At 69.8% G+C, this 18,878-nt stretch carries 17 protein-coding genes and 1 riboswitch; of the genes, 8 read left to right on the top strand and 9 right to left on the bottom strand.

The features are described from left to right. A partial coding sequence (locus ACNFOC_RS32890; protein ID WP_416962689.1) for an XdhC family protein occupies positions 1-1,057 on the bottom strand: 1,057 nt, incomplete at its 3' end. A 220-nt stretch (positions 1,058-1,277) separates the two neighbouring features. Between ACNFOC_RS32890 and ACNFOC_RS32885 the strand changes: the two genes are divergently transcribed. Both ACNFOC_RS32885 and ACNFOC_RS32880 read left to right on the top strand, forming a co-directional pair. Next, complete coding sequence (locus ACNFOC_RS32885; protein WP_416962688.1) at positions 1,278-3,245, top strand: GTP-binding protein; 1,968 nt, start codon at positions 1,278-1,280, stop codon at positions 3,243-3,245. 87 nt (positions 3,246-3,332) lie between these two features. Continuing rightward, positions 3,333-5,189 carry a cellulase family glycosylhydrolase gene (locus ACNFOC_RS32880; protein WP_416962687.1) on the top strand — a complete coding sequence of 619 codons (1,857 nt, stop codon included), beginning with the start codon at positions 3,333-3,335 and terminating at the stop codon, positions 5,187-5,189. A 56-nt stretch (positions 5,190-5,245) separates the two neighbouring features. Here the strand turns inward: ACNFOC_RS32880 and ACNFOC_RS32875 are convergent, their stop codons facing one another. Then, on the bottom strand, positions 5,246-6,493 hold the full coding sequence (locus ACNFOC_RS32875; RefSeq protein ID WP_416962686.1) for a YncE family protein: 1,248 nt from the start codon (positions 6,491-6,493) through the stop codon (positions 5,246-5,248). A 166-nt stretch (positions 6,494-6,659) separates the two neighbouring features. On the opposite strand from ACNFOC_RS32875, the gene ACNFOC_RS32870 reads away from it, so the two are divergent. Continuing rightward, entirely contained in the window at positions 6,660-7,313 is a 654-nt protein-coding gene (locus ACNFOC_RS32870) for a TetR/AcrR family transcriptional regulator (RefSeq protein WP_416962685.1), read from the top strand. Here the strand turns inward: ACNFOC_RS32870 and ACNFOC_RS32865 are convergent. Then, positions 7,310-8,326 (bottom strand): helix-turn-helix transcriptional regulator, encoded by a 1,017-nt coding sequence (locus ACNFOC_RS32865; protein WP_416962684.1) that lies wholly within the window; start codon positions 8,324-8,326, stop codon positions 7,310-7,312. The genes ACNFOC_RS32870 and ACNFOC_RS32865 overlap by 4 nt on opposite strands. A 120-nt stretch (positions 8,327-8,446) precedes the next feature. Here ACNFOC_RS32865 and ACNFOC_RS32860 point away from each other — a divergent pair, with 120 nt between their 5' ends. Further along, the gene (locus ACNFOC_RS32860) at positions 8,447-8,845 is read left to right on the top strand and encodes a VOC family protein (RefSeq protein WP_416962683.1); all 399 of its coding nucleotides are present in this window, start codon (positions 8,447-8,449) and stop codon (positions 8,843-8,845) included. Here ACNFOC_RS32860 and ACNFOC_RS32855 read toward each other — a convergent pair. Beyond that, the gene (locus tag ACNFOC_RS32855; RefSeq protein ID WP_416962691.1) at positions 8,842-10,068 is read right to left on the bottom strand and encodes a glycosyltransferase; all 1,227 of its coding nucleotides are present in this window, start codon (positions 10,066-10,068) and stop codon (positions 8,842-8,844) included. The genes ACNFOC_RS32860 and ACNFOC_RS32855 overlap by 4 nt on opposite strands. A 181-nt stretch (positions 10,069-10,249) precedes the next feature. On the opposite strand from ACNFOC_RS32855, the gene ACNFOC_RS32850 reads away from it, so the two are divergent. Then, positions 10,250-12,208: an RICIN domain-containing protein gene (locus tag ACNFOC_RS32850; RefSeq protein WP_416962682.1), complete on the top strand. Its 1,959-nt coding sequence runs from the start codon at positions 10,250-10,252 to the stop codon at positions 12,206-12,208. 63 nt (positions 12,209-12,271) lie between these two features. Here the strand turns inward: ACNFOC_RS32850 and ACNFOC_RS32845 are convergent, their stop codons facing one another. Both ACNFOC_RS32845 and ctaD read right to left on the bottom strand, forming a co-directional pair. Further along, positions 12,272-12,613 carry a hypothetical protein gene (locus tag ACNFOC_RS32845; protein WP_416962690.1) on the bottom strand — a complete coding sequence of 114 codons (342 nt, stop codon included), beginning with the start codon at positions 12,611-12,613 and terminating at the stop codon, positions 12,272-12,274. A 5-nt stretch (positions 12,614-12,618) separates the two neighbouring features. Further along, positions 12,619-14,235, bottom strand: a complete 1,617-nt coding sequence (ctaD, locus tag ACNFOC_RS32840) for an aa3-type cytochrome oxidase subunit I (protein WP_416962681.1) — start codon at positions 14,233-14,235, stop codon at positions 12,619-12,621. Between the two features lie 105 nt (positions 14,236-14,340). Here ctaD and ACNFOC_RS32835 point away from each other — a divergent pair, with 105 nt between their 5' ends. Beyond that, positions 14,341-14,862, top strand: a complete 522-nt coding sequence (locus tag ACNFOC_RS32835) for an RNA polymerase sigma factor (protein WP_416962680.1) — start codon at positions 14,341-14,343, stop codon at positions 14,860-14,862. A gap of 93 nt (positions 14,863-14,955) precedes the next feature. Then, positions 14,956-15,855, top strand: coding sequence for a CU044_5270 family protein (locus tag ACNFOC_RS32830; RefSeq protein ID WP_416962679.1), 900 nt, complete (start codon positions 14,956-14,958; stop codon positions 15,853-15,855). Here the strand turns inward: ACNFOC_RS32830 and ACNFOC_RS32825 are convergent, their stop codons facing one another. Then, complete coding sequence (locus ACNFOC_RS32825; RefSeq protein ID WP_416962678.1) at positions 15,856-16,704, bottom strand: bifunctional 5,10-methylenetetrahydrofolate dehydrogenase/5,10-methenyltetrahydrofolate cyclohydrolase; 849 nt, start codon at positions 16,702-16,704, stop codon at positions 15,856-15,858. A 21-nt stretch (positions 16,705-16,725) separates the two neighbouring features. Further along, a riboswitch (ZMP/ZTP riboswitch) is annotated at positions 16,726-16,810 on the bottom strand. A 259-nt stretch (positions 16,811-17,069) separates the two neighbouring features. Further along, entirely contained in the window at positions 17,070-17,435 is a 366-nt protein-coding gene (locus ACNFOC_RS32820) for a nuclear transport factor 2 family protein (RefSeq protein WP_416962677.1), read from the bottom strand. Between the two features lie 171 nt (positions 17,436-17,606). Here ACNFOC_RS32820 and ACNFOC_RS32815 point away from each other — a divergent pair, with 171 nt between their 5' ends. Beyond that, on the top strand, positions 17,607-17,903 hold the full coding sequence (locus ACNFOC_RS32815) for a hypothetical protein (RefSeq protein ID WP_416962676.1): 297 nt from the start codon (positions 17,607-17,609) through the stop codon (positions 17,901-17,903). Positions 17,904-17,982: 79 nt separating this feature from the next. On the opposite strand, the gene ACNFOC_RS32810 is transcribed toward ACNFOC_RS32815, so the two are convergent. Further along, positions 17,983-18,878: ABC transporter ATP-binding protein (locus ACNFOC_RS32810; protein WP_416962675.1), on the bottom strand; the 896-nt coding region annotated here is incomplete at its 5' end.

Here is an 18,878-nt window from a genome sequence, read left to right as displayed (position 1 = left end):
CCCCCGTGCCACCCCACCGCAGCGCCACGATCTCCGCCGCCACCGACACGGCTACCTCCTCCGGCGTACGCGCGCCGAGGTCCAGGCCGACCGGCGAGCGCAGGCGGCCCAACTCGCCCTCGTCCAGGCCCGATTCGAGCAGGCGCCGCATACGGTCGTCGTGCGTACGGCGGCTGCCCATCGCCCCGATGTACGCGGCCGGCCGGCGCAGCGCTTCCTCCAGAAGCGGTACGTCGAACTTCGGGTCGTGGGTCAGGACGCAGATCACGGTGCGTTCGTCGGTGTCCGTGCCGTGCAGATAGCGGTGCGGCCAGTCGACGACCACCTCCACGCCCGCCGGGAAGCGCTTCGGTGTAGCGAACACCGGGCGGGCGTCGCACACGGTGACCCGGTAGCCGAGGAAGTCACCGATCCGGGCGACCGCCGCCGCGTAGTCGATCGCCCCGAAGACCAGCATCCGGGGCGGCGGCGCGAAGGAGTGCAGGAACACGGTGACGGAGTCCTCACGCCGCTCGCCGCTCGGGCCGTAGTGCCGCAACCCCGTTGCCCCTAGGGCGAGTTCACCGCGGGCGTCGGCCGTGACCGCCACGTCCAGGCCGGTCGAGCCGAGGGTGCCGTCCACCCTGTCGGGCCATACGGCGAGGGTGGCTCCGCGCGGTGCCGGACCGTCGGTCACCGTCGCCACGGTCACCGGTTCACCCGCGGCGACCGACCGCGCGACCGCCCCGAACGTGGGATCGGCCCCGGGCGTGACGGGCCGTACCAGCACGGTGATCTCGCCGCCGCAGGTGAGCCCGACCGCGAACGCGTCCTCGTCGCTGTACCCGAAGGTCTCCAGGCGCGCCTCACCGCTCGCCACGACCTCCCGCGCCAGCTCGAAGACCGCCCCCTCCACGCAGCCGCCGGACACGCTCCCCACGACCTCGTCGTCCGGGCCCACGGCCATCGCCGCACCGGGGTCGCGCGGCGCGCTGCGGCTGACCGCCACGACCGTGGCCAGGCCGAACGGGGCGCGCGCGACGTACCAGCCGCTCAGCACCGGAAGAAGGTCACGCATGCTCGGCTCCTGTCTCCACCACCGCCGGACGCCGCTAGCCTCGCATCCGGTGCGCGAGCGGCCCCGGACCGCCACGGGCGTTAATCCGCTGGCGTCGCCCCGGCCGTTCTGCTGGACTTGCCCGTGATGAGTCAGCGACGACCGAGGAGCACTGAGATGCGCGCACCGTTCATGTCCACCCAGGAAGGAAGGCCCCCCTCATCAAAGGACATGACACCAGGTGCACTTGCTCAACCTCGGGATTCTCGCGCACGTAGACGCAGGTAAGACCAGCCTGACCGAGCGCCTCCTGCACTCGGCCGGCGTGATCGACGAGATCGGCAGCGTCGACGACGGGAACACCCGCACCGACACCCTCGCGCTGGAGCGGCAGCGCGGCATCACCATCAAGTCGGCCGTCGTCTCCTTCCCGGTCGACGACGTCACCGTCAACCTCATCGACACCCCCGGCCACCCGGACTTCATCGCCGAGGTGGAGCGCGTCCTCGGCGTGCTCGACGGCGCGGTCCTGGTCGTCTCGGCCGTCGAGGGCGTCCAGCCGCAGACCCGCATCCTGATGCGCACGCTCCAGCGACTGCGCATCCCGACGCTCCTCTTCGTCAACAAGATCGACCGACGAGGGGCACGCTACGACGACCTCCTTCCGGCGATCTCCGAACGGCTCAGGGCGGCCGTCGTACCGATGGGCTCGGTCGAGGGCCTCGGGACACGGCAGGCCGGTTTTCTGCCGGGCCTCGGCCCGACCGCTCCGGCCGTCCTCGCCGAGCACGACGACGAACTCCTCGCCGCGTACGTCGAGAACACCGTGTCCTACGACCTCCTGCGCACCGCCCTCGCCGCCCAGACCCGCCAAGCCCTCGTGCACCCCGTCTACTTCGGCTCCGCCATCACCGGCGCCGGCGTCGACGCGCTGATCACCGGCATCAAGGAACTGCTCCCCGCAGCCGAGGGCGACCCCCAAGGCCCGCTCTCCGGCTCGGTGTTCAAGGTCGAGCGCGGCCTCGCGGGGGAGAAGACCGCCTACGCGCGGATGTTCTCCGGCACCCTCCGCACCCGCGACCGGATCACCTTCGGCGATGCGGGGGAGGAGGGCAAGGTCACCTCGGTCAGCGTCTTCGACCACGGTACGGACATCGAGTGCGACGCGGTCCCGGCGGGCCGGATCGGCAGGCTGCGGGGACTCGGCGGGATCAAGGTCGGCGACTCGATCGGCGTACGGAGGAAGGCTGTTGAGCACTTCTTCGCGCCGCCGACTCTCGAGACCGTCGTGGTCCCGGGCCCGGACGCCGACCGGCGCGCCCTGCACCTCGCGCTCACTCAACTCGCCGAACAGGACCCGCTGATCGGCCTGCGCCACGACGAGGTGCGCCAGGAGACCGCCGTCTCCCTCTACGGCGAGGTCCAGAAGGAGGTCATCCAGGCCACGCTCGCCGACGAGTTCGGGGTACACGTCACCTTCCGCGAGACGACTCCGCTGTGTATCGAGCGGCCGGTCGGCACGGGCGCGGCGGTCGAGTTCAACAAGAAGGACCCGAACCCGTTCCTCGCCACGGTCGGCCTGCGCGTCGAACCGGGCCCGGTCGGCTCGGGTGTGCGGTTCGGCCTGGAGGTGGAGCTGGGCGCGATGCCGTACGCCTTCTTCAAGGCCGTCGAGGACACCGTGCGCGAGACGCTCGGGCAGGGGCTGCACGGCTGGCGGGTCACCGACTGCGCGGTCACCATGACGCACTCCGGCTACTCACCCCGGCAGAGCCACGCCCACCAGGGCTTCGACAAGAGCATGTCGAGCACTGGGGCCGACTTCCGCGGAGTGACCCCGCTCGTCCTCGTCGAGGCGCTGCGGCGGGCGGGGAGCCAGGTGTACGAGCCGATGCACCGGTTCCGCGTCGAGGCCCCGGCCGACACCCTCGGTGCCCTGCTGCCGGTCCTCGCCGCGCTGCGCGCCGTACCGCAGACCACCCAGACGCACGGGTCGCTGTGCGTGCTGGAGGGAGAGGTGCCGGCGGCTCAAGTGCACGGGCTGGAGCGGCAGTTGCCGGGGCTGACGCGTGGGGAGGGCGAGTGGGAGAGCGCCTTCGACCACTACGCGCTGGTCGCGCACGGCACGGTTCCGGAGCGGGCGCGCATCGACCACAACCCGCTGAACCGGAAGGAGTACCTGTTGAACGTGACACGTCGGGTGGCCTGAAATGTGTCAACAGGGCTTGCAGCGCGCAGACTTACTCATGAGTCAGAAGTGTTGACAGTGTCCGGAAATCACCGGACTGTAGTGGACATGACGAATATCCGGGCGCGTTTGATCGTTGTCCTGGTTGTCCTCTGCGGATTCCTGTCGGTACTGGGCGCTGGGCCGGCAACCGCCGCCACCCCAACCGACTCCCTCTGGTTCGACGGCTCGGCGCTGACCGTGCAGAACGGCAGCTTCGTGGACAGCTACGGCCGCCAGGTCGTGCTGCGCGGCTACAACGTCTCCGGTGAGACCAAACTGGCGGAGAACGACGGTCTCCCCTTCGCCTCGGTCGCCGACGCGAAGAAGTCCGCGACCGCGCTGCGCGCCCTCGGCGGCGGCAACTCGGTCCGCTTCCTGCTCTCCTGGGCCTACGCCGAACCGGTCCGAGGCCAGGTCGACACCACGTACCTGGCCGCCGCCACCGCGCAGATGCAGGCGTTCCTCGACGCCGGCATCCGCGTCTACCCCGACTTCCATCAGGACCTCTACTCCAAGTACCTGTTCAACAGCGGCAGTTGGTACACCGGCGACGGCGCCCCCAAGTGGGCCGTGGCGCTGGGGAGTTACCCGCAGGAGTCCTGCGGCATCTGCCTCTTCTGGGGTCAGAACATCACCCAGAACTCGGCCGTGACCAAGGCGCAGTACGACTTCTGGCACAACAACTACGGCCTCCAGGACTCCTTCCTCGCCACCGCCCAGTCGACCATGACGTACATCCAACAGCACCTCACCACCGAGGAGTTCGCGGGCGTCGTCGGCTTCGACCCGTACAACGAGCCCTTCGCCGGGACCTACGACTCCGGTCAGACCAGCCGCACTTGGGAGCAGAACCTGCTCTGGCCGTTCTATGTGAAGTTCCGGGCGCGGATGGACGCGGCCGGCTGGACCGCCAAGCCCGCCCTCGTCGAGCCGAACCTCTTCTGGAACTCCAACATCTCCAGCCAGGTGCAGGTGGGCGGACTCCTCGACGCGGGCACGCTCGGATCGCGGTACGTCTTCAACACCCACTTCTACGACCAGAAGGCGATCTCCGGCATCCTGATGTGGGGCAACGCGGCCGACGGCCAGTACTCGACCGACTTCGGGACGGTCCGTGACCGGGCCACCGCGGCCGGCACCGCCGCCATCGTCAGCGAGTTCGGGCATCCGCTGTCCGGGACGGTCGCCGGCAAGGCGCCTACCGTACTCAAGGCGATGTACCAGGCCCTCGACTCCCGTCTGCCGGGCGCGAGTTGGTGGTCCAACCCGGCGGGCTCCGGTCCGGTCCTGTCAGGTACGCAGTGGCAGTGGGACATCTACAACGGCCGCCACAGCGAGCTGATGAACGACAACCCCGACAAGGTGCTCACCTCCGGCGACGCGTGGAACGACGAGGATCTCTCGGCCGTCAACATGACCGCCTCCGGCACGGTGACACTCCGTCAGGACGCCCGGCTGCTCGACCGGATCTACCCGAGCGCGACCGCCGGCACCACGGTCGCCTTCACTTACGAGGACCGCTCCCGCGACGGCTCGACGACCCTGACCTGGAACCCGGTCCCCAGCTCCCTCCCGAACGTGTCCTCGCTGGTCGGCTCCGGCCAGTACGGCCTGCTGATGTGGCGCTCCAACAGCTCCACCGCGCCGACCGAACTGCACCTCCCGGCGTCCTTCCCGGCCGCGTCCACCACGGTGGTCTCCGACCTGGGAGCGATCTCGGGGGTCCCGGCGTACACGTCGTCGACCCCGATCGGCTACGCCAACGAACCGGGCGGCACCGGCAGTCACCGTCTGCTGCTCTCCGCCTCCGGCTCGGGAACCCTGCACTACGCCCTGATCACCAACGGCGCGTCGAGCCCCTCCTCGACGCTGCTGAGCGCGGCCAAGTCCGAACTGGCCACGTGGGCGGCATCGCACAGCTGACAGAGGCAACGGCAACGGCACCGATCCCCTCGGGGACCGGTGCCGTTGACGGTCGCTCAACTCGCCGACGGGCTCGTCCAGTCAGCCTGCACATGACCCAGCCGTACGCGCTGCGGATGGTCGCCCACCGGAACGGAGAGCACCTTCTGCCCGGTGGCGAAGTCGATGGCCGTCACCTGGTCGGCACCGGCCTCCGAGATGACGCAGTCCTTGCCGTCACCGCTCACGGTCGCCCAGTACGGCGTGGACGCCGTGACGAGCGGGCCCTCCTGAAGGGTGGCCCGGTCCACGACCGTCGCGTAGTTGTCCATCGTCCCGGCGACGCACAGCTTGGTGCCGTCGGGGTTCATCGAGATGCCGTGGTGGCGCGAGTCGAGCAGCCAGGTGGTGCGGTCGGTGCTGGTCGCGGGGTTCGCCGGCAGCGTCTTCACGCGGGTGATCCTGTCGGTGGCGACGTCGTACTCCAGGAAGCCGTTGAAGAACGACACCTGGAAGTACAGCTTGGACCAGTCCGGAGTGAAGGCCGCGGGGCGGACCGCGTCCGAGAAGTTCGTGAGGCCGATCGCGTCCAGCCGGTCCCGCATGTCGATGATCTTGACCTGCTTGAACGTGGTGGCGTCGACGACGGTGATGTGCCGGTCGCCCTTGGTCCAGTCCCAGACCGGATCGTCGAGGGAGGTGGTGACCTCGCCGATCGCCATGTTCCAGATGTACTTGCCGCCGTTGGTGAAGAAGTTCTCGTGCGGCTTGGCTCCGGTGTCGAACTCGCCCAGTTCGGCGCCGGTGTCGATGTCCAGCACCTGCACTTTGTTGGCGGTCGAGGCCGACACCGCGACGCGGGTGCCGTCGGGGGAGACCGCCATGTGGTCGGCGCGGTAACCGGCCACCGGGAAACGCCAGTTGATGGTGTCGGTGGCGAGGTCGATCGACACGACGTCGGCGAAGCTGGGGCGGGAGACGACGAGGGACTTGCCGTCCGGCGTGGAGTACATGTCGTCCACGTACTGGTCGTGTCCCTGTCCGACCTCGTTGTGGATGGACGTGTAGTAGATCCACTTGATCGGGTCGGCGTTGATCTCCGCCAGTCGCGCCGTCTTGTCGGGGACGATGTTGATCTGCCCGATCTTCGCGAAGTCGCCGGTGGACCTGATGACGTCAGCGGTGCCGTCCCAGTTGTTGCCCACGAACAGCACTTCGCGCAGTGCGGCGGCGGAGTCGGCTGTGGCGGCCGTGGCGGGAGCGGCGATGGTCAGGACGAGGGCGGCGGCCATGGAGCAAAGGTGCCTGGGTCTGAAGGCAGGCATGACTGCTCTCTTCTGTGAGGTGAGAGGGGTGCCGGGGTGGTGTGAAGAAATCTGAACACGCGCGAATTCAGAATGAACTTACTGAAAAGTAAGGACGGGCCCTCTTCTCCGCAAGACTGTGGACACGACAAGATTGGCCGATGGTCGACGAGACAGGGGTGTGACAGTGGTGGGCAGGCTCAAGGCGCCGACCGGTCGTTACGGCGGCAAGTCCGCCGAGCAGCGGCAGGCCGAGCGGCGCGGACGCTTCCTGGACGCCGCGCTCCAGCTGTTCGGCGACACCCCCGGCTACCGCGCCACGACCGTGGCCGCCCTCAGCGAGGCCGCGGGCCTGTCCACCCGGCAGTTCTACGAGGAGTTCCGCAGCCTGGAGGACGTCCTGGCCGCCCTCCACCTCCAGGTCAACGACTGGGCCGAGGAAGCCGTCCTGGTGGCGCTGAAGTCCGCGGAGGGCCTGCCGCTCGCCGAGCGGTCCACCGCGATCTTCCGTGCCTACGCGGCGAACGTCACCGTCGATCCGCGCCGCATCCGCATCACCTTCGTCGAGATCATCGGCGTCAGCGCCCGGCTGGAGGAACAGCGGCTGGCCCGCCGCGCCCGCTGGATCAACCTCATCTGTGCCGAGGCGAGGGCCGCCGCCCAGCGCGGGGAGGCGGCGCGGCGCGACTACCGGATCGCCGCGGCGGCCTTCATCGGCAGTGTCAACGGCCTGCTCCACGACTGGAGCGCGGGCTGGGTGGACGCCACGCTGGACGAGGTCGTGGAGGAACTGGTCCGGCAGCTGCTCGGCATCATGCAGCCGCCCGGCTGGAAGCGCTAAACCGACTCGTCCGTGGCGTGCTCGTCCAGGCGGCGGGCCAGCGCGCGTACGAGATCACGCAGGGCGGCGGGCCGTTCGATGACGAACGGGCGGTCGAGTGCGGCGAGGACCGGCGGGATCCAGTCCAGCCGCTCGGCCCGGATCCGCACGTGGACCCATCCGGCGCGTTCGTCCGCCTCCGGATCGTCGGGCGGGATCTCGCCGGTGTGGGGCGGGACCGGGGACAGCGTCGCGATCTCGGCCGGGAGCTGTGTGCGGATGTGCGGCACGCTGCCCCGGATCCGCAGCGACACATCGTGGGTCCACGGCGTGCGCGCGAGGCTGTCCAGCACCGTGGCCGCCGGGTCGAACCCGTCCGGGACGGCGAACGAGCCGGGCCGCACGCTCATGCCGGTGATCCGGTCCAGCCGGAAGGTGCGGACCTCACCGTCGGCGGGGTCCGCACCGGTCAGATACCACCGTCCGGCATGCGCCACGAGACCGTACGGCAGGACGGTACGGTCGCTGCCGCGGCCCTTGCGGTCGGTGTAGCCGATCGCCACCGGCCGCCGATGGAGCGCGGCCTCGGCTAGTTCGAGCAGCACCCCTGTCTCCGGGGCGGCGGCGGTACGGGGCCGCGCGGTGAAGTCGGCCGTGTCCAGCAGGGCGTCGAGCCGCCGGCGCAGGGCGACGGGCAGCACCCGCAGCAGTTTCGCCGTGGCGCTCTCGCCCGCCGCCGCGGACGTGGTGACGAGCCCCGCCTTCCGGCCGGCCAGCAGCCCGAGCACGACGGCCAGGGCCTCCTCGTCCGTGAACATCAGCGGGGGCATCCGATAGCCGGGGGCGAGCCGGTAGCCGCCGTAGCGGCCACGCACCGATTCGACCGGCACGCCCAGTTCCAGCAGATGGCCGACGTAGCGGCGGACCGTGCGTTCGTCGACGCCGAGGCGGGCGGCCAGGTCGGGGACGGTACGGAGGCCGCCGCCCTGGAGGATCTCCAGCAGGGCGAGCACGCGCGCGGTCGAGGTGGTCACCCCAAAAGTCTCCCTCGGATACCGGGCGGAAGCTGTCCGGTATCGGTCCTAGCGTGAGAGCCGCCGGTCCATCCGGTACCGCCTCCGACCTCCGACCCCGACCTCCGACAGGAATCCGCCATGAACTTCGTCTCGATCCGTATCATCACCGACGACGTCGCCCGCCTCGTCGGTTTCTACGAACAGGTCACCGGCGTGACGGCCACCTGGTCGACCCCCGACTTCGCCGAACTCGCCACGCCCGCCTGCACGTTGGCGGTCGCGAGCACCCGCACCGTGGCCCTGTTCGGCACCGGCTCCGCTCGTCCCGCCGCCAACCACTCGGTGATCACCGAGTTCCGCGTCGCCGACGTCGACGCCGAGTACGAGCGCCTGGCGCCCCTCGACTGCGAGATCGTCCAGAAGCCGACGACGATGCCCTGGGGCAACCGCTCCCTCCTCTTCCGGGACCCCGACGGCAACCTGATCAACTTCTTCACGCCGGTCACTCCCGAGGCCGTGGCCCGGCAGGAGCGCTAACGCAGGCCGTCCAGGGCGGCGAGCACGGGCGCGACGCCGTCCTCGGCCCGTACCCGGGCGCCGAGGAGCCGCGCGCGCTCGGCGTAGGCAGGCTCGCGCGTGGCCCGGACGAGCGCGGCGGACAGGGAATCGGAGGTCAGGCCGCGCAGTGGTACGGCGCCCGGAGCCACGCCCAGGGCGACCAGGCGCGCGGCCCAGAAGCCCTCGTCGAACTGGACCGGCACCGGTACGGCCGGTACTCCGGCGCGCAGCCCGGCCGCGGTCGTGCCCGCGCCGCAGTGATGGACCACGGCCGCCATCCGCGGGAACAGCGCCGAGTGCGGGACCTCGCCGACGGTCAGGACGTCGTCCCCGGCCGCTTCGAGGCCGCCCCAGCCGCGCTGGACCACCCCGCGCAGCCCGGCCCGGCGCAGCGCGCGCACGATCTCGGTGCTCAGCCGCTCCGGATCGGGCACGGTGGCACTGCCGAGCCCCACGAAGACCGGGGGCGGACCGGCGTCGAGGAAGTCCCGTAGCTCCGGCGGGAGTTGGGCGTCGCCGTCGTACGGCCACCAGTAGCCCGCCACCGTCAGGCCGGGCCGCCAGTCGGCCGGGCGGGGCACGATCAGGGGGCTGAAGCCGTGGTGGACGGGCCAGTTCTGCCGTTCCCGGGAACGGAGCGCGGCGCCCGGGCCGATACGGGGCAGGCCCAGCCGGGAGCGCACCTCCGGTACGGCGGTGGTGAAGACGTGCTCCACCGCCCGGTTCACCCCCCGCCCGGCGACCCGGTTGCCGACCGCGCCCCAGGAGCCGCCCCCGAGCATCGGCGGCGCGAACTCCCTTGTCGGCGCGACGGGTTGGAGATACACGCCCATGCTCGGCAACGACAACCCCTCGGCGAGGGCATGCCCCAACGGCCCCAACGAGCCGGACAGCAACAGCACTTCGCTTCCCCGGGCGGCCGTCAGCAGGTCGTCGGTCATCCGCCCGGCCAGCGCCCGCGCCATCCTGACCACCCGCAGCAGCTTGCCCCCGCCCGAGGCGCTGCGATGCAGCCCGCGCCCCCGCGAGGACTCCAACTCGGCCCGCGGATCCAGCGGAAGAGAGTGGAAACCGACGCCCGAGCCCGCCACCAGCGGCGCGAAAGTCTCGTGGGTGACGAGGGTGACCTCGTGGCCCGCCCGGACCAGGGCATGCCCGAGTCCGGTGTAGGGGGCCACGTCGCCCCGGGATCCCGCTGTCATGATCGCTACGCGCACGCCGGTCAGTATCGCGTCCGGTGGACGACGAGTGGGGGATTCCCGCCGGGTTTCCAACTGCCCCTCGTGTCACAGCCGTTGACTTCGATCCCGGGTGGCTCTACTTTCAGCGCGCCGTTTCGTTCGGCGACCCGATCCTGGTTCGAAATATCGGCAAAGGAGCCGCATGTTCCGCACCCCCATCCTGCGCGCCCTCGCGATGGCCGCAGCAGTGCTCACCCTGCTTCTCGTCACCAGACCCGCGCCCGCGGACCCGCTCCGAGCGGCCCCCGTCGCCTCGACGACCCGTCAGATAGCAGTGCCCACCGCCCCGATGGGCTGGGCCTCCTGGAACAGCTTCGCCGCGAAGATCGACTACAGCGTCATCAAGGCGCAGGTCGACGCGTTCGTCGCCGCGGGCCTGCCGGCGGCCGGCTACAACTACATCAACATCGACGAGGGCTGGTGGCAGGGCACCCGCGACAGCGCGGGCAACATCACCGTCGACACCAGCGAGTGGCCCGGCGGGATGAGCGCCATCGCCGCCTACATCCACAGCAAGGGCCTCAAGGCCGGCATCTACACGGACGCCGGCGCGAACGGCTGCGGCTACTACTACCCGACCGGCCGCCCCGCCGCCGCCAACACCGGCAGCGAGGGCCACTACGACCAGGACATGCTCCAGTTCTCGCAGTGGGGCTTCGACTTCGTGAAGGTCGACTGGTGCGGCGGCGACGCGGAGGGCCTCGACGCGGCGACGGCGTACAAGGCGCTCAGCGCCTCGGTCACCAAGGCCACCGCGAGCACCGGCCGCGCGCTGACCCTCTCGATCTGCAACTGGGGCTATCAGAACCCCTGGAACTGGGCCCCCGGCCTGGCCCCCATGTACCGCACGAGCACGGACATCATCTACTACGGCAACTCGCCGTCGACGACGAACATGCTGTCCAACTTCGACCAGGGCCTGCACCCGGCCGCCCAGCACACCGGCTACTACAACGACCCCGACATGCTGATGGTCGGCATGCCCGGCCTCACCGCCGCCCAGAACCGCACCCACATGGCCCTCTGGGCGATCTCCGGCGCACCCCTCCTCGCCGGGAACGACCTCACGACCCTCACCGCCGAGACCACCGGCATCCTCACCAACCCCGAGGTCGTCGCGGTCGACCAGGACGCGCGCGGCCTCCAGGGCGTCAAGGTCGCCGAGGACACGACCGGACTCCAGGTCTACGGCAAGGTCCTCTCGGGCCTCGGCAACCGCGCGGTCACCCTCCTCAACCGCACCTCCTCCGCCCAGAACATCACCGTCCGCTGGTCCGACCTCGGCCTGACCACCGCGTCCGCCACCGTCCGTGACCTGTGGTCGCGGGCCAACATCGGTTCCTACGGCACGAGTTACACGGCGAGCGTCCCGGCCGGCGGCTCCGTGTTCCTGAAGGTCAGCGGCGGCACCGAGGCGGCGAGCACCAACTACACCGCCGCCTCCACCGGCAAGTACACCGGCATCAGCGCGACGAGCACCGGCCTGAACGTCGTCGACGTGACCTACACCAACACCGGCTCCACCGCCGTCACCGGCACCCTCTCGGTCAACGGCCAGACCGCTACGACGGTCTCCTTCCCGCCGACCGGCTCCAGCGCCGGCACGATCTCGGTGCAGGTCAATCTGTCCAAGGGATCGGCCAACTCCCTCACGCTGACGGGCAGTTCACTCCCGACCCTGGGCACGGTAAACGTCCAGCCGATCCCGGGCACGAACGGCTCCCTGGTCGTCGGCACCGGATCCGGCCGCTGCGCCGACGTCTACAACAACACCATCACCAACGGCACGCAGGCCGAGATCTGGGACTGCAACGGCGGCCAGAACCAGGCCTGGACGTACACCTCCCGCAAGGAGCTCGTGGTCTACGGCAACAAGTGCCTGGACGCCTACAACAGCGGCACCACCAACGGTACGAAGGTCGTCATCTGGGACTGCAACGGCCAGAACAACCAGAAGTGGACCGCGAACTCCAACGGCACCCTGACCAACGTCAACGCGGGCCTGTGCCTGGACGCGTCCGGCGCCGCCACGGCCAACGGCACCCTGCTGATCCTGTGGACCTGCGGCACGGCGACCAACCAGAAGTGGACGCTGACGTAGCCGTACCAGCGTCTGTGAAGCACATCGTCCCGCCGGTCGTCAGGGCCGGCGGGGCGCATGTCCCTAGGTGAGAGCGGTGACGACCAGTCCCGTCGCCGCGAGCAGCGCACACCCCAACAGGCAGGCGGCGAGAAGGCGTTGGCGCAGGCGCCGGTACGTCTCCTCGTACTCGTTCCGCAACTGCCTGCCCCGCTCGGCCGTACGCTCCCAGGAGGCGCGGGTGAGGGTGAGGTACTCCGCCTCGAAGTGCCGTTCCACATCGGCCCGTTGGCTGTCGGTGAGCCAGTCGAGCCGAGCGGTGAATCGGGCGGCGGCCGTACGACCTTCCGTGCGGGCGGCCGCGATCAGCAGGTGACCCTCGATCTCGTTGAGGAACGTCCCCGGGTCGAGGGGGAGTTCGTCCATGGTGGTCACCGGGTCGTCAACTCCCGTTCCAGGGCCGGGATATCGGCGTGGTGGAGGTCGAACGCCGGGGACTCGCTGCGGATGCGGGGGAGCGAGACGAAGTTGTGTCGCGGCGGTGGGCACGAGGTCGCCCACTCGAGCGAACGGCCGTAGCCCCACGGGTCGTCGGTCTCGACCTTCTTGCCGTACTTGGCCGTCTTCCAGACGTTGTAGAAGAACGGCAGCAACGACAGGCCCAGCAGGAACGAGAAGATCGTCGACACCGTGTTGAGCGTCGTCAGACCCTCCACCGCCAGATAGTCGGGAATCCGGCGCTGCATCCCGTTCACACCCAGCCAGTGCTGGACGAGGAAGGTGCCGTGGAAGCCGATGAACAGCGTCCAGAAGGTGATCTTGCCGAGGCGCTCGTCGAGCATCTTGCCGGTCATCTTCGGCCACCAGAAGTGGAAGCCGGAGAACATCGCGAACACGACGGTGCCGAAGACCACGTAGTGGAAGTGGGCGACGACGAAGTACGAGTCGGAGGTCGAGAAGTCGAGTGGCGGGGAGGCGAGCATGACGCCGGTCAGGCCGCCGAACACGAAAGTGATGAGGAAGCCGGTGGCCCAGAGCATCGGGGTCTCGAAACTCAAGGACCCCTTCCACATGGTTCCGATCCAGTTGAAGAACTTCACGCCTGTCGGTACGGCGATGAGGAACGTCATGAAGGAGAAGAACGGGAGGAGGACGCCGCCAGTGACGTACATGTGGTGCGCCCACACGGTCACGGACAGGCCGGCGATGGAGATCGTCGCGGCGACCAGTCCCATGTAGCCGAACATCGGCTTGCGGGAGAAGACCGGGATGACCTCGGAGATGATGCCGAAGAACGGCAGGGCGATGATGTACACCTCTGGATGGCCGAAGAACCAGAAGAGGTGTTGCCACAGCAGCGCCCCGCCGTTGGCCGCGTCGAAGACATGTGCCCCGAATTTCCGATCCGCCTCCAGCGCGAACAGCGCGGCGGCGAGAACCGGGAAGGCCAGCAGAACGAGGACGGCGGTCAGCAGCACGTTCCACACGAAGATCGGCATGCGGAACATCGTCATGCCCGGTGCGCGCATGCAGATGATCGTGGTGATGAAGTTGACCGCACCGAGGATCGTGCCGAAGCCGGAGAAGGCCAGACCCATGATCCACATGTCGGCGCCGATGCCCGGCGAACGGACCGCGTCCGACAGCGGGGAGTACGCGAACCAGCCGAAGTCGGCAGCGCCCTGCGGAGTGAGGAAGCCACCCACCGCGATCGTCGAGCCGAACAGGTAGAGCCAGTAGGCGAACATGTTCAGCCGCGGGAACGCCACGTCGGGCGCGCCGATCTGGAGCGGCATGATCCAGTTCGTGAAACCGGCGAACAGCGGCGTCGCGAACATCAGCAGCATGATCGTGCCGTGCATCGTGAACGCCTGGTTGAACTGCTCGTTCGACATCAACTGTAGGCCAGGTCTGGCGAGTTCGGCGCGCATGAGGAGCGCCATCACGCCGCCGACGCAGAAGAATCCGAACGCCGTGACCAGGTACAGCGTGCCGATCGTCTTGTGATCCGTGGTCGTCAGCCACTTGATGCTCTTGAGGTCTCTCACGCCCCGTCTGTGTCCGCGCCCCGCCCGCACGTCACACTCGACGGACGCGAGGAGAATCACGAAACCGGGTGTGACGATCGCCCCGGTGCCGGACACGAACGGGACATGAGCAACGACGAGAACTTCGCCGCTGCCTATCGCGAGCACTACTGGGCGGTCAGCCGCTACGTTGCGCGGCGACTGGACGGGCGGAGCGGCGAGGTCGAGGAAGTGGTGGCGGAGGTCTTCACCGTCGCCTGGCGCCGCCGCGCGGATCTGCCGGCGGCTCCGTTGCCCTGGCTGTACGGCGTTGCCCGTAACTGCCTGGCCAACGCGGTGCGGGGATACGGGCGGCGGCGTCGGCTCGTCGAGCGGCTGGGCAATGACGAGAGTGCGCATGGGCGGCAGGTCGTGGCCAGCCCTGATGCGGATGCCCCCGGGGCGTGGGTGCACGAGGCGTTGGCGCGGTTGTCGTCAGGCGACCAGGAGGTGTTGAGGCTTACGGCGTGGGAGGAACTGGGTGTGGAGGAGGTTGCCGTGGTTCTTGGGTGTGGGGTGCGGGCTGCGGCGATGCGGTTGCACCGGGCGCGACGGCGGTTGAGAGCGGAGATAGAGAGGCTGAGTGCGGTGGCCGGAGGAGCGGCGTGATGTGTTGTCGATTGGCTGCTGCGCCGTCGTGGCTGGTCGCGCAGTTCCCCGCGCCCCTTTGGGGCGCCACAGTCGCCCCGGAGGAACATCGTCATGGCTGATGAGCTTGAACTTCTTCGTAGCGCCAACCCGTTCACAAGCGATGGGCCCCTCTATGGCGACGGGCCGCTCGACCATCACGCCGAGCGCGGGCTCAACCGGTTGCTGTACGAACGGCGTTCACGGCGCCGCCGACTGCTCTGGAGCCTCGCGGCCGCAACTGCCGTTGCCGCGACCGTGCTCACTCTGGTGCTGAGCGGGCCGAGCAGTACCCCGGCGGTGGCGGCTCCCCGCCCCTTGGTCGTGCAGGCGCACTCCACGCCCGTATCCCTGAAGCAGCTCGCCGCCCTCGCCGCGGCGGTCGCCGTCGACGGAACTCCCGTTCTGCGCAAGGGAACCCACGTGCAGTCCTGGAGTCTCGGCATGTCGGACGACAAGCCACCCGTCACCGTCCCCGAGGAACGCATCGTGCGCTGGAACGCGGACGACAGTCACACGGAGCGTGATGTCGAGAACGGGCATGTCCTCAAGGACACGACGTATCCGCCGAGTTGGAGCGATGTCCCGCCCGATGCCCGGCCCCCGCACGACGTGGCGGGACTGCGGGCGTACCTCCAGGAGACGGCGTACAGCAAGACGCCGTTGACCACTGCCGAACTCCTTGCGGCCGTGGGGGAGTTGCTGGACCACTGGACGCTCGGGGCGCGTGAGTCGGCCGCGTTGGCGCGGCTGCTCGCGGGGGCGGACGGGCTGCGGCCGGTGGGGGAGGTGACCGACCGCCTCGGGCGGCACGGGCAGGCGTATGTGTATCGGCAGTCGGGCAGCCGCCTGATGCTGATCATGGACCCGGCCACCGGCGCCGTCCTCGGACTGGAGAGCACCTTCACGAAGGACCAGCCCGAGTACGGCGTCAAGGCCGGGGACGTCATGGACTACAGCGCGTGGACGCGCTGATCACACCCCGAGCTGCCGGGCGGCGGCGGTCACGGTCTGTTCCAGGAGCGTGGCGATCGTCATCGGGCCGACACCGCCCGGTACCGGCGTGATCAGCGAGGCGCGTTCGGCGGCGGAGTCGAAGTCGACGTCGCCGACGTTGCCCGCGTTGTAGCCGGCGTCGATGACGACCGCGCCGGGCTTGATGTCCTCGCCGCGGATCAGGCGGGGGCGTCCGACGGCGGCGACCACGATGTCCGCCTCGCGCACCACCGCCGAAAGGTCCTGGGTGCGGGAGTGGCAGTAGGTGACCGTCGCGTCGCGGGCGAGCAGCAGCATGCCGGCCGGCTTGCCGAGGATCGCGCTGCGGCCGACCACGACGGCCCGCTTGCCGGACGGGTCGACGTCGTACTCGTCGAGCAGCCGCATGATGCCGCCGGGCGTGCAGGACACGAAGCCCGGCAGGCCGAAGCTCATCGTCGCGAAGGACGCGAAGGTGACGCCGTCCACGTCCTTCTCCGCCGCGATGGCCTCGAACGCGGCCCGCTCGTCGATGTGTTCACCCATCGGGTGCTGGAGCAGGATGCCGTGCACGGTGGGGTCGGTGGAGAGCGCGGTGAGGGTGCCGACCAGTTCGACGGTGGTCGTGGTGGCGGGCAGTTCGACGTGCCGGGACTCGATGCCGGCCTTGCGCGAACGGTTCTGCTTCATCCGGACGTACGTGACGGACGCGGGGTCCGCGCCGACCAGGACCGTCGCCAGACAGGGCGCCGTACCGGTGCGCTCCGTGAGGTCGGCGGCCTTCTTCGCGGTGTCCTCGACGATGCGCCGGGCGAGCGCGGTGCCGTCCATGAGTCGTGCCTGGGACATGATCCACTCCTGAGCTGGTTGACCAATCGCCCAGGCGCACGGCATCGACTCCGCGTGGGCCGCTCCACGGTGGTGCTCCACCTCAGCGCCAGTCACGACCCACGAACAGCCTAACGGACGGTCCTACGACCGTCAGGGGCCCGCTCACCGACGCCGGACGTGCCGGGTCCGACCGGCAGGCGGCGGCGGAAGCGGGTGGGATCGCGCCGCCCGCAGCGCCGACCCCAGGAGAGCGGCGGACGCGCGCAGACCCGCTGCGGTAACCGTTGCTCGGCGTCGCGTCACGACGGAACGCGCGGGTGCGGTGCTCGCCGAGAAGGTCCAGGTCAGACGGGTGCTGATCCGGACCCTCGGTACCAGCCCCGCTAGCCGTCCCATGCCTGGATCATGGTCTGCCGGGTGATCTTGCCGTCCTGGAGCAGGAGCATCGACTCGGCGAGGACCCTGGCCCCGTCCGGGTACTGACACGACTCGCTGTAAGCAACCCGGTCCCCTTCCACGACGCACTGCTCCAGCTTGTGCGTCATGTCGCGGCTGTAGACGTCGGCGAGCATCGCGCCGATCTCGTCCCGGCCGTGCAGGACCTTGGGGTGACTGGGCTGGGTCTGGTGGTCGACGACGTGGATCTCGGCGTCGTCCGCGTAGAGCGACAGAAGTGTCGCCGCTGTGTGATCCTCGATGCCCCGGCGCAGGGCTTCGGTGTCGAAGCCGGGGCGTGCCGCAGTGCCCATGGTGACCTCCTCGGAGGGCCGCGGCCCGAACAGGAGCGAGCCGCGGAGGGCCTCTCCTACGAGACTCCTCCGTCACGCCCGGGTCGGCAAACCGGGCGGCACACTCCGCCTGACGGGTGAGCGCCCACCCGTGCCCGTGACCGCGCGGGGACCGGGCGCGTTGCTGAGGGCATGATCTCAACACGACGTATTGCCGCCGCCGTTGGTCTCGCGGTCGGGGTCACCGGCCTCGTCGCGCCGATGGCGAACGCCGCCGACGCGCCCGCCTTCAAGGACGGCAAGGTCAGCCCGGTCGCCCTGCTGGACTCGCTCGCGGTGAGCGAGATCCCCGCCGAGCACCGGGCGGAGGTCCCGCGGGTCGCCAGTCAGCTCCAGGGGCTGAACCACCTGAACGACCTCCAGCAGCTGCACCAGGTCACCGACCTCGCCGCGCCGGTCACGGGACTCCTCCCCAGCATCGAGCCGTGAGCCCGCAGCACTGATCCCGCGGAGCACGCAGACCTTGAGGGCCGTCCGGAAACGGGCGGCCCTCAGTCGTTCCCCGAGGTCAGCCAGTCGTCGCCAGGAACTGCGTCGCCGCCAGCTCCGCGTACAGCGGGTCCGCGCTCACCAGCTCCCGGTGCGTGCCCACCGCGCGGACCCGGCCCGCGTCCATGACGACGATCCGGTCGGCCATCGTCACCGTGGACAGCCGGTGCGCCACGACCAGGACCGTCGTCGTACGGGCCACATCGGCGACGGTGTCGCGCAGGGCCGCCTCGTTCACCGCGTCCAGCTGCGAGGTCGCCTCGTCGAGGAGCAGCAGCCGGGGCCGGCGCAGCAGCGCGCGGGCGATGGCGACGCGCTGGCGTTCGCCGCCCGAGAGGCGGGTGCCGCGGTGGCCGACGAGAGTGTCGGCGCCCTTCGGGAGGCGGGCGACCAGGCCGTCGAGGCGGGTCGTCCTCAGGACGCGGGTGACGGCGTCGTCGTCCGCGTCCGGGTTGCCGAGCAGCAGGTTGTCGCGCAGGGAACCCGACAGGACCGGGGCGTCCTGCTCCACGTACCCGATGGCGGACCGGAGTTGGGAGAGTTCCCACTCCGCGAGGTCCCGGCCGTCGAGGGTGATGGCGCCGGACTCGGGGTCGTAGAAGCGCTCGATGAGGGAGAAGACGGTGGTCTTGCCCGCGCCGGACGGGCCGACGAACGCCGTCATGCCCTGGGCCGGTACCTCGAAGGTCACGCCGTGGTGGACGTAGGGGAGGTCGTCGGCGTAGCGGAAGCGGACGTCGTCAAGGGCGTCCTGCGTGGTGACGACGCCCGCGCCGCGTCGAGGACGATGGAGGCGGCGTATCTCGTGCGGACCGGGGAGGAGTCGTCGGCGAGGGCGGTCCGGCGGAATCTCGCCGTCGGACCGCCCTCGTCGTTCGCGTTGGTGTTCATGGCGGTGATGCTGGACCCATAACC

The organism is Streptomyces colwelliae (assembly GCF_048158785.1).
Classification (GTDB): Bacteria; Actinomycetota; Actinomycetes; order Streptomycetales; family Streptomycetaceae; genus Streptomyces.
The sequence above is the reverse complement of the archived record's forward strand: the minus strand, read 5'-3'. Positions and strand labels throughout refer to the sequence as shown.

Coding starts and splice junctions, on each gene's coding strand:
- ACNFOC_RS32880 (WP_416962687.1), top strand. CDS start 3,333: ATGACGAATATCCGGGCGCGTTTGATCGTTGTCCTGGTTGTCCTCTGC.
- ACNFOC_RS32875 (WP_416962686.1), bottom strand. CDS start 6,493: ATGCCTGCCTTCAGACCCAGGCACCTTTGCTCCATGGCCGCCGCCCTC.
- ACNFOC_RS32860 (WP_416962683.1), top strand. CDS start 8,447: ATGAACTTCGTCTCGATCCGTATCATCACCGACGACGTCGCCCGCCTC.
- ACNFOC_RS32855 (WP_416962691.1), bottom strand. CDS start 10,068: ATGACAGCGGGATCCCGGGGCGACGTGGCCCCCTACACCGGACTCGGG.
- ACNFOC_RS32850 (WP_416962682.1), top strand. CDS start 10,250: ATGTTCCGCACCCCCATCCTGCGCGCCCTCGCGATGGCCGCAGCAGTG.
- ACNFOC_RS32845 (WP_416962690.1), bottom strand. CDS start 12,613: ATGGACGAACTCCCCCTCGACCCGGGGACGTTCCTCAACGAGATCGAG.
- ACNFOC_RS32835 (WP_416962680.1), top strand. CDS start 14,341: ATGAGCAACGACGAGAACTTCGCCGCTGCCTATCGCGAGCACTACTGG.
- ACNFOC_RS32830 (WP_416962679.1), top strand. CDS start 14,956: ATGGCTGATGAGCTTGAACTTCTTCGTAGCGCCAACCCGTTCACAAGC.
- ACNFOC_RS32825 (WP_416962678.1), bottom strand. CDS start 16,704: ATGTCCCAGGCACGACTCATGGACGGCACCGCGCTCGCCCGGCGCATC.
- ACNFOC_RS32820 (WP_416962677.1), bottom strand. CDS start 17,435: ATGGGCACTGCGGCACGCCCCGGCTTCGACACCGAAGCCCTGCGCCGG.
- ACNFOC_RS32815 (WP_416962676.1), top strand. CDS start 17,607: ATGATCTCAACACGACGTATTGCCGCCGCCGTTGGTCTCGCGGTCGGG.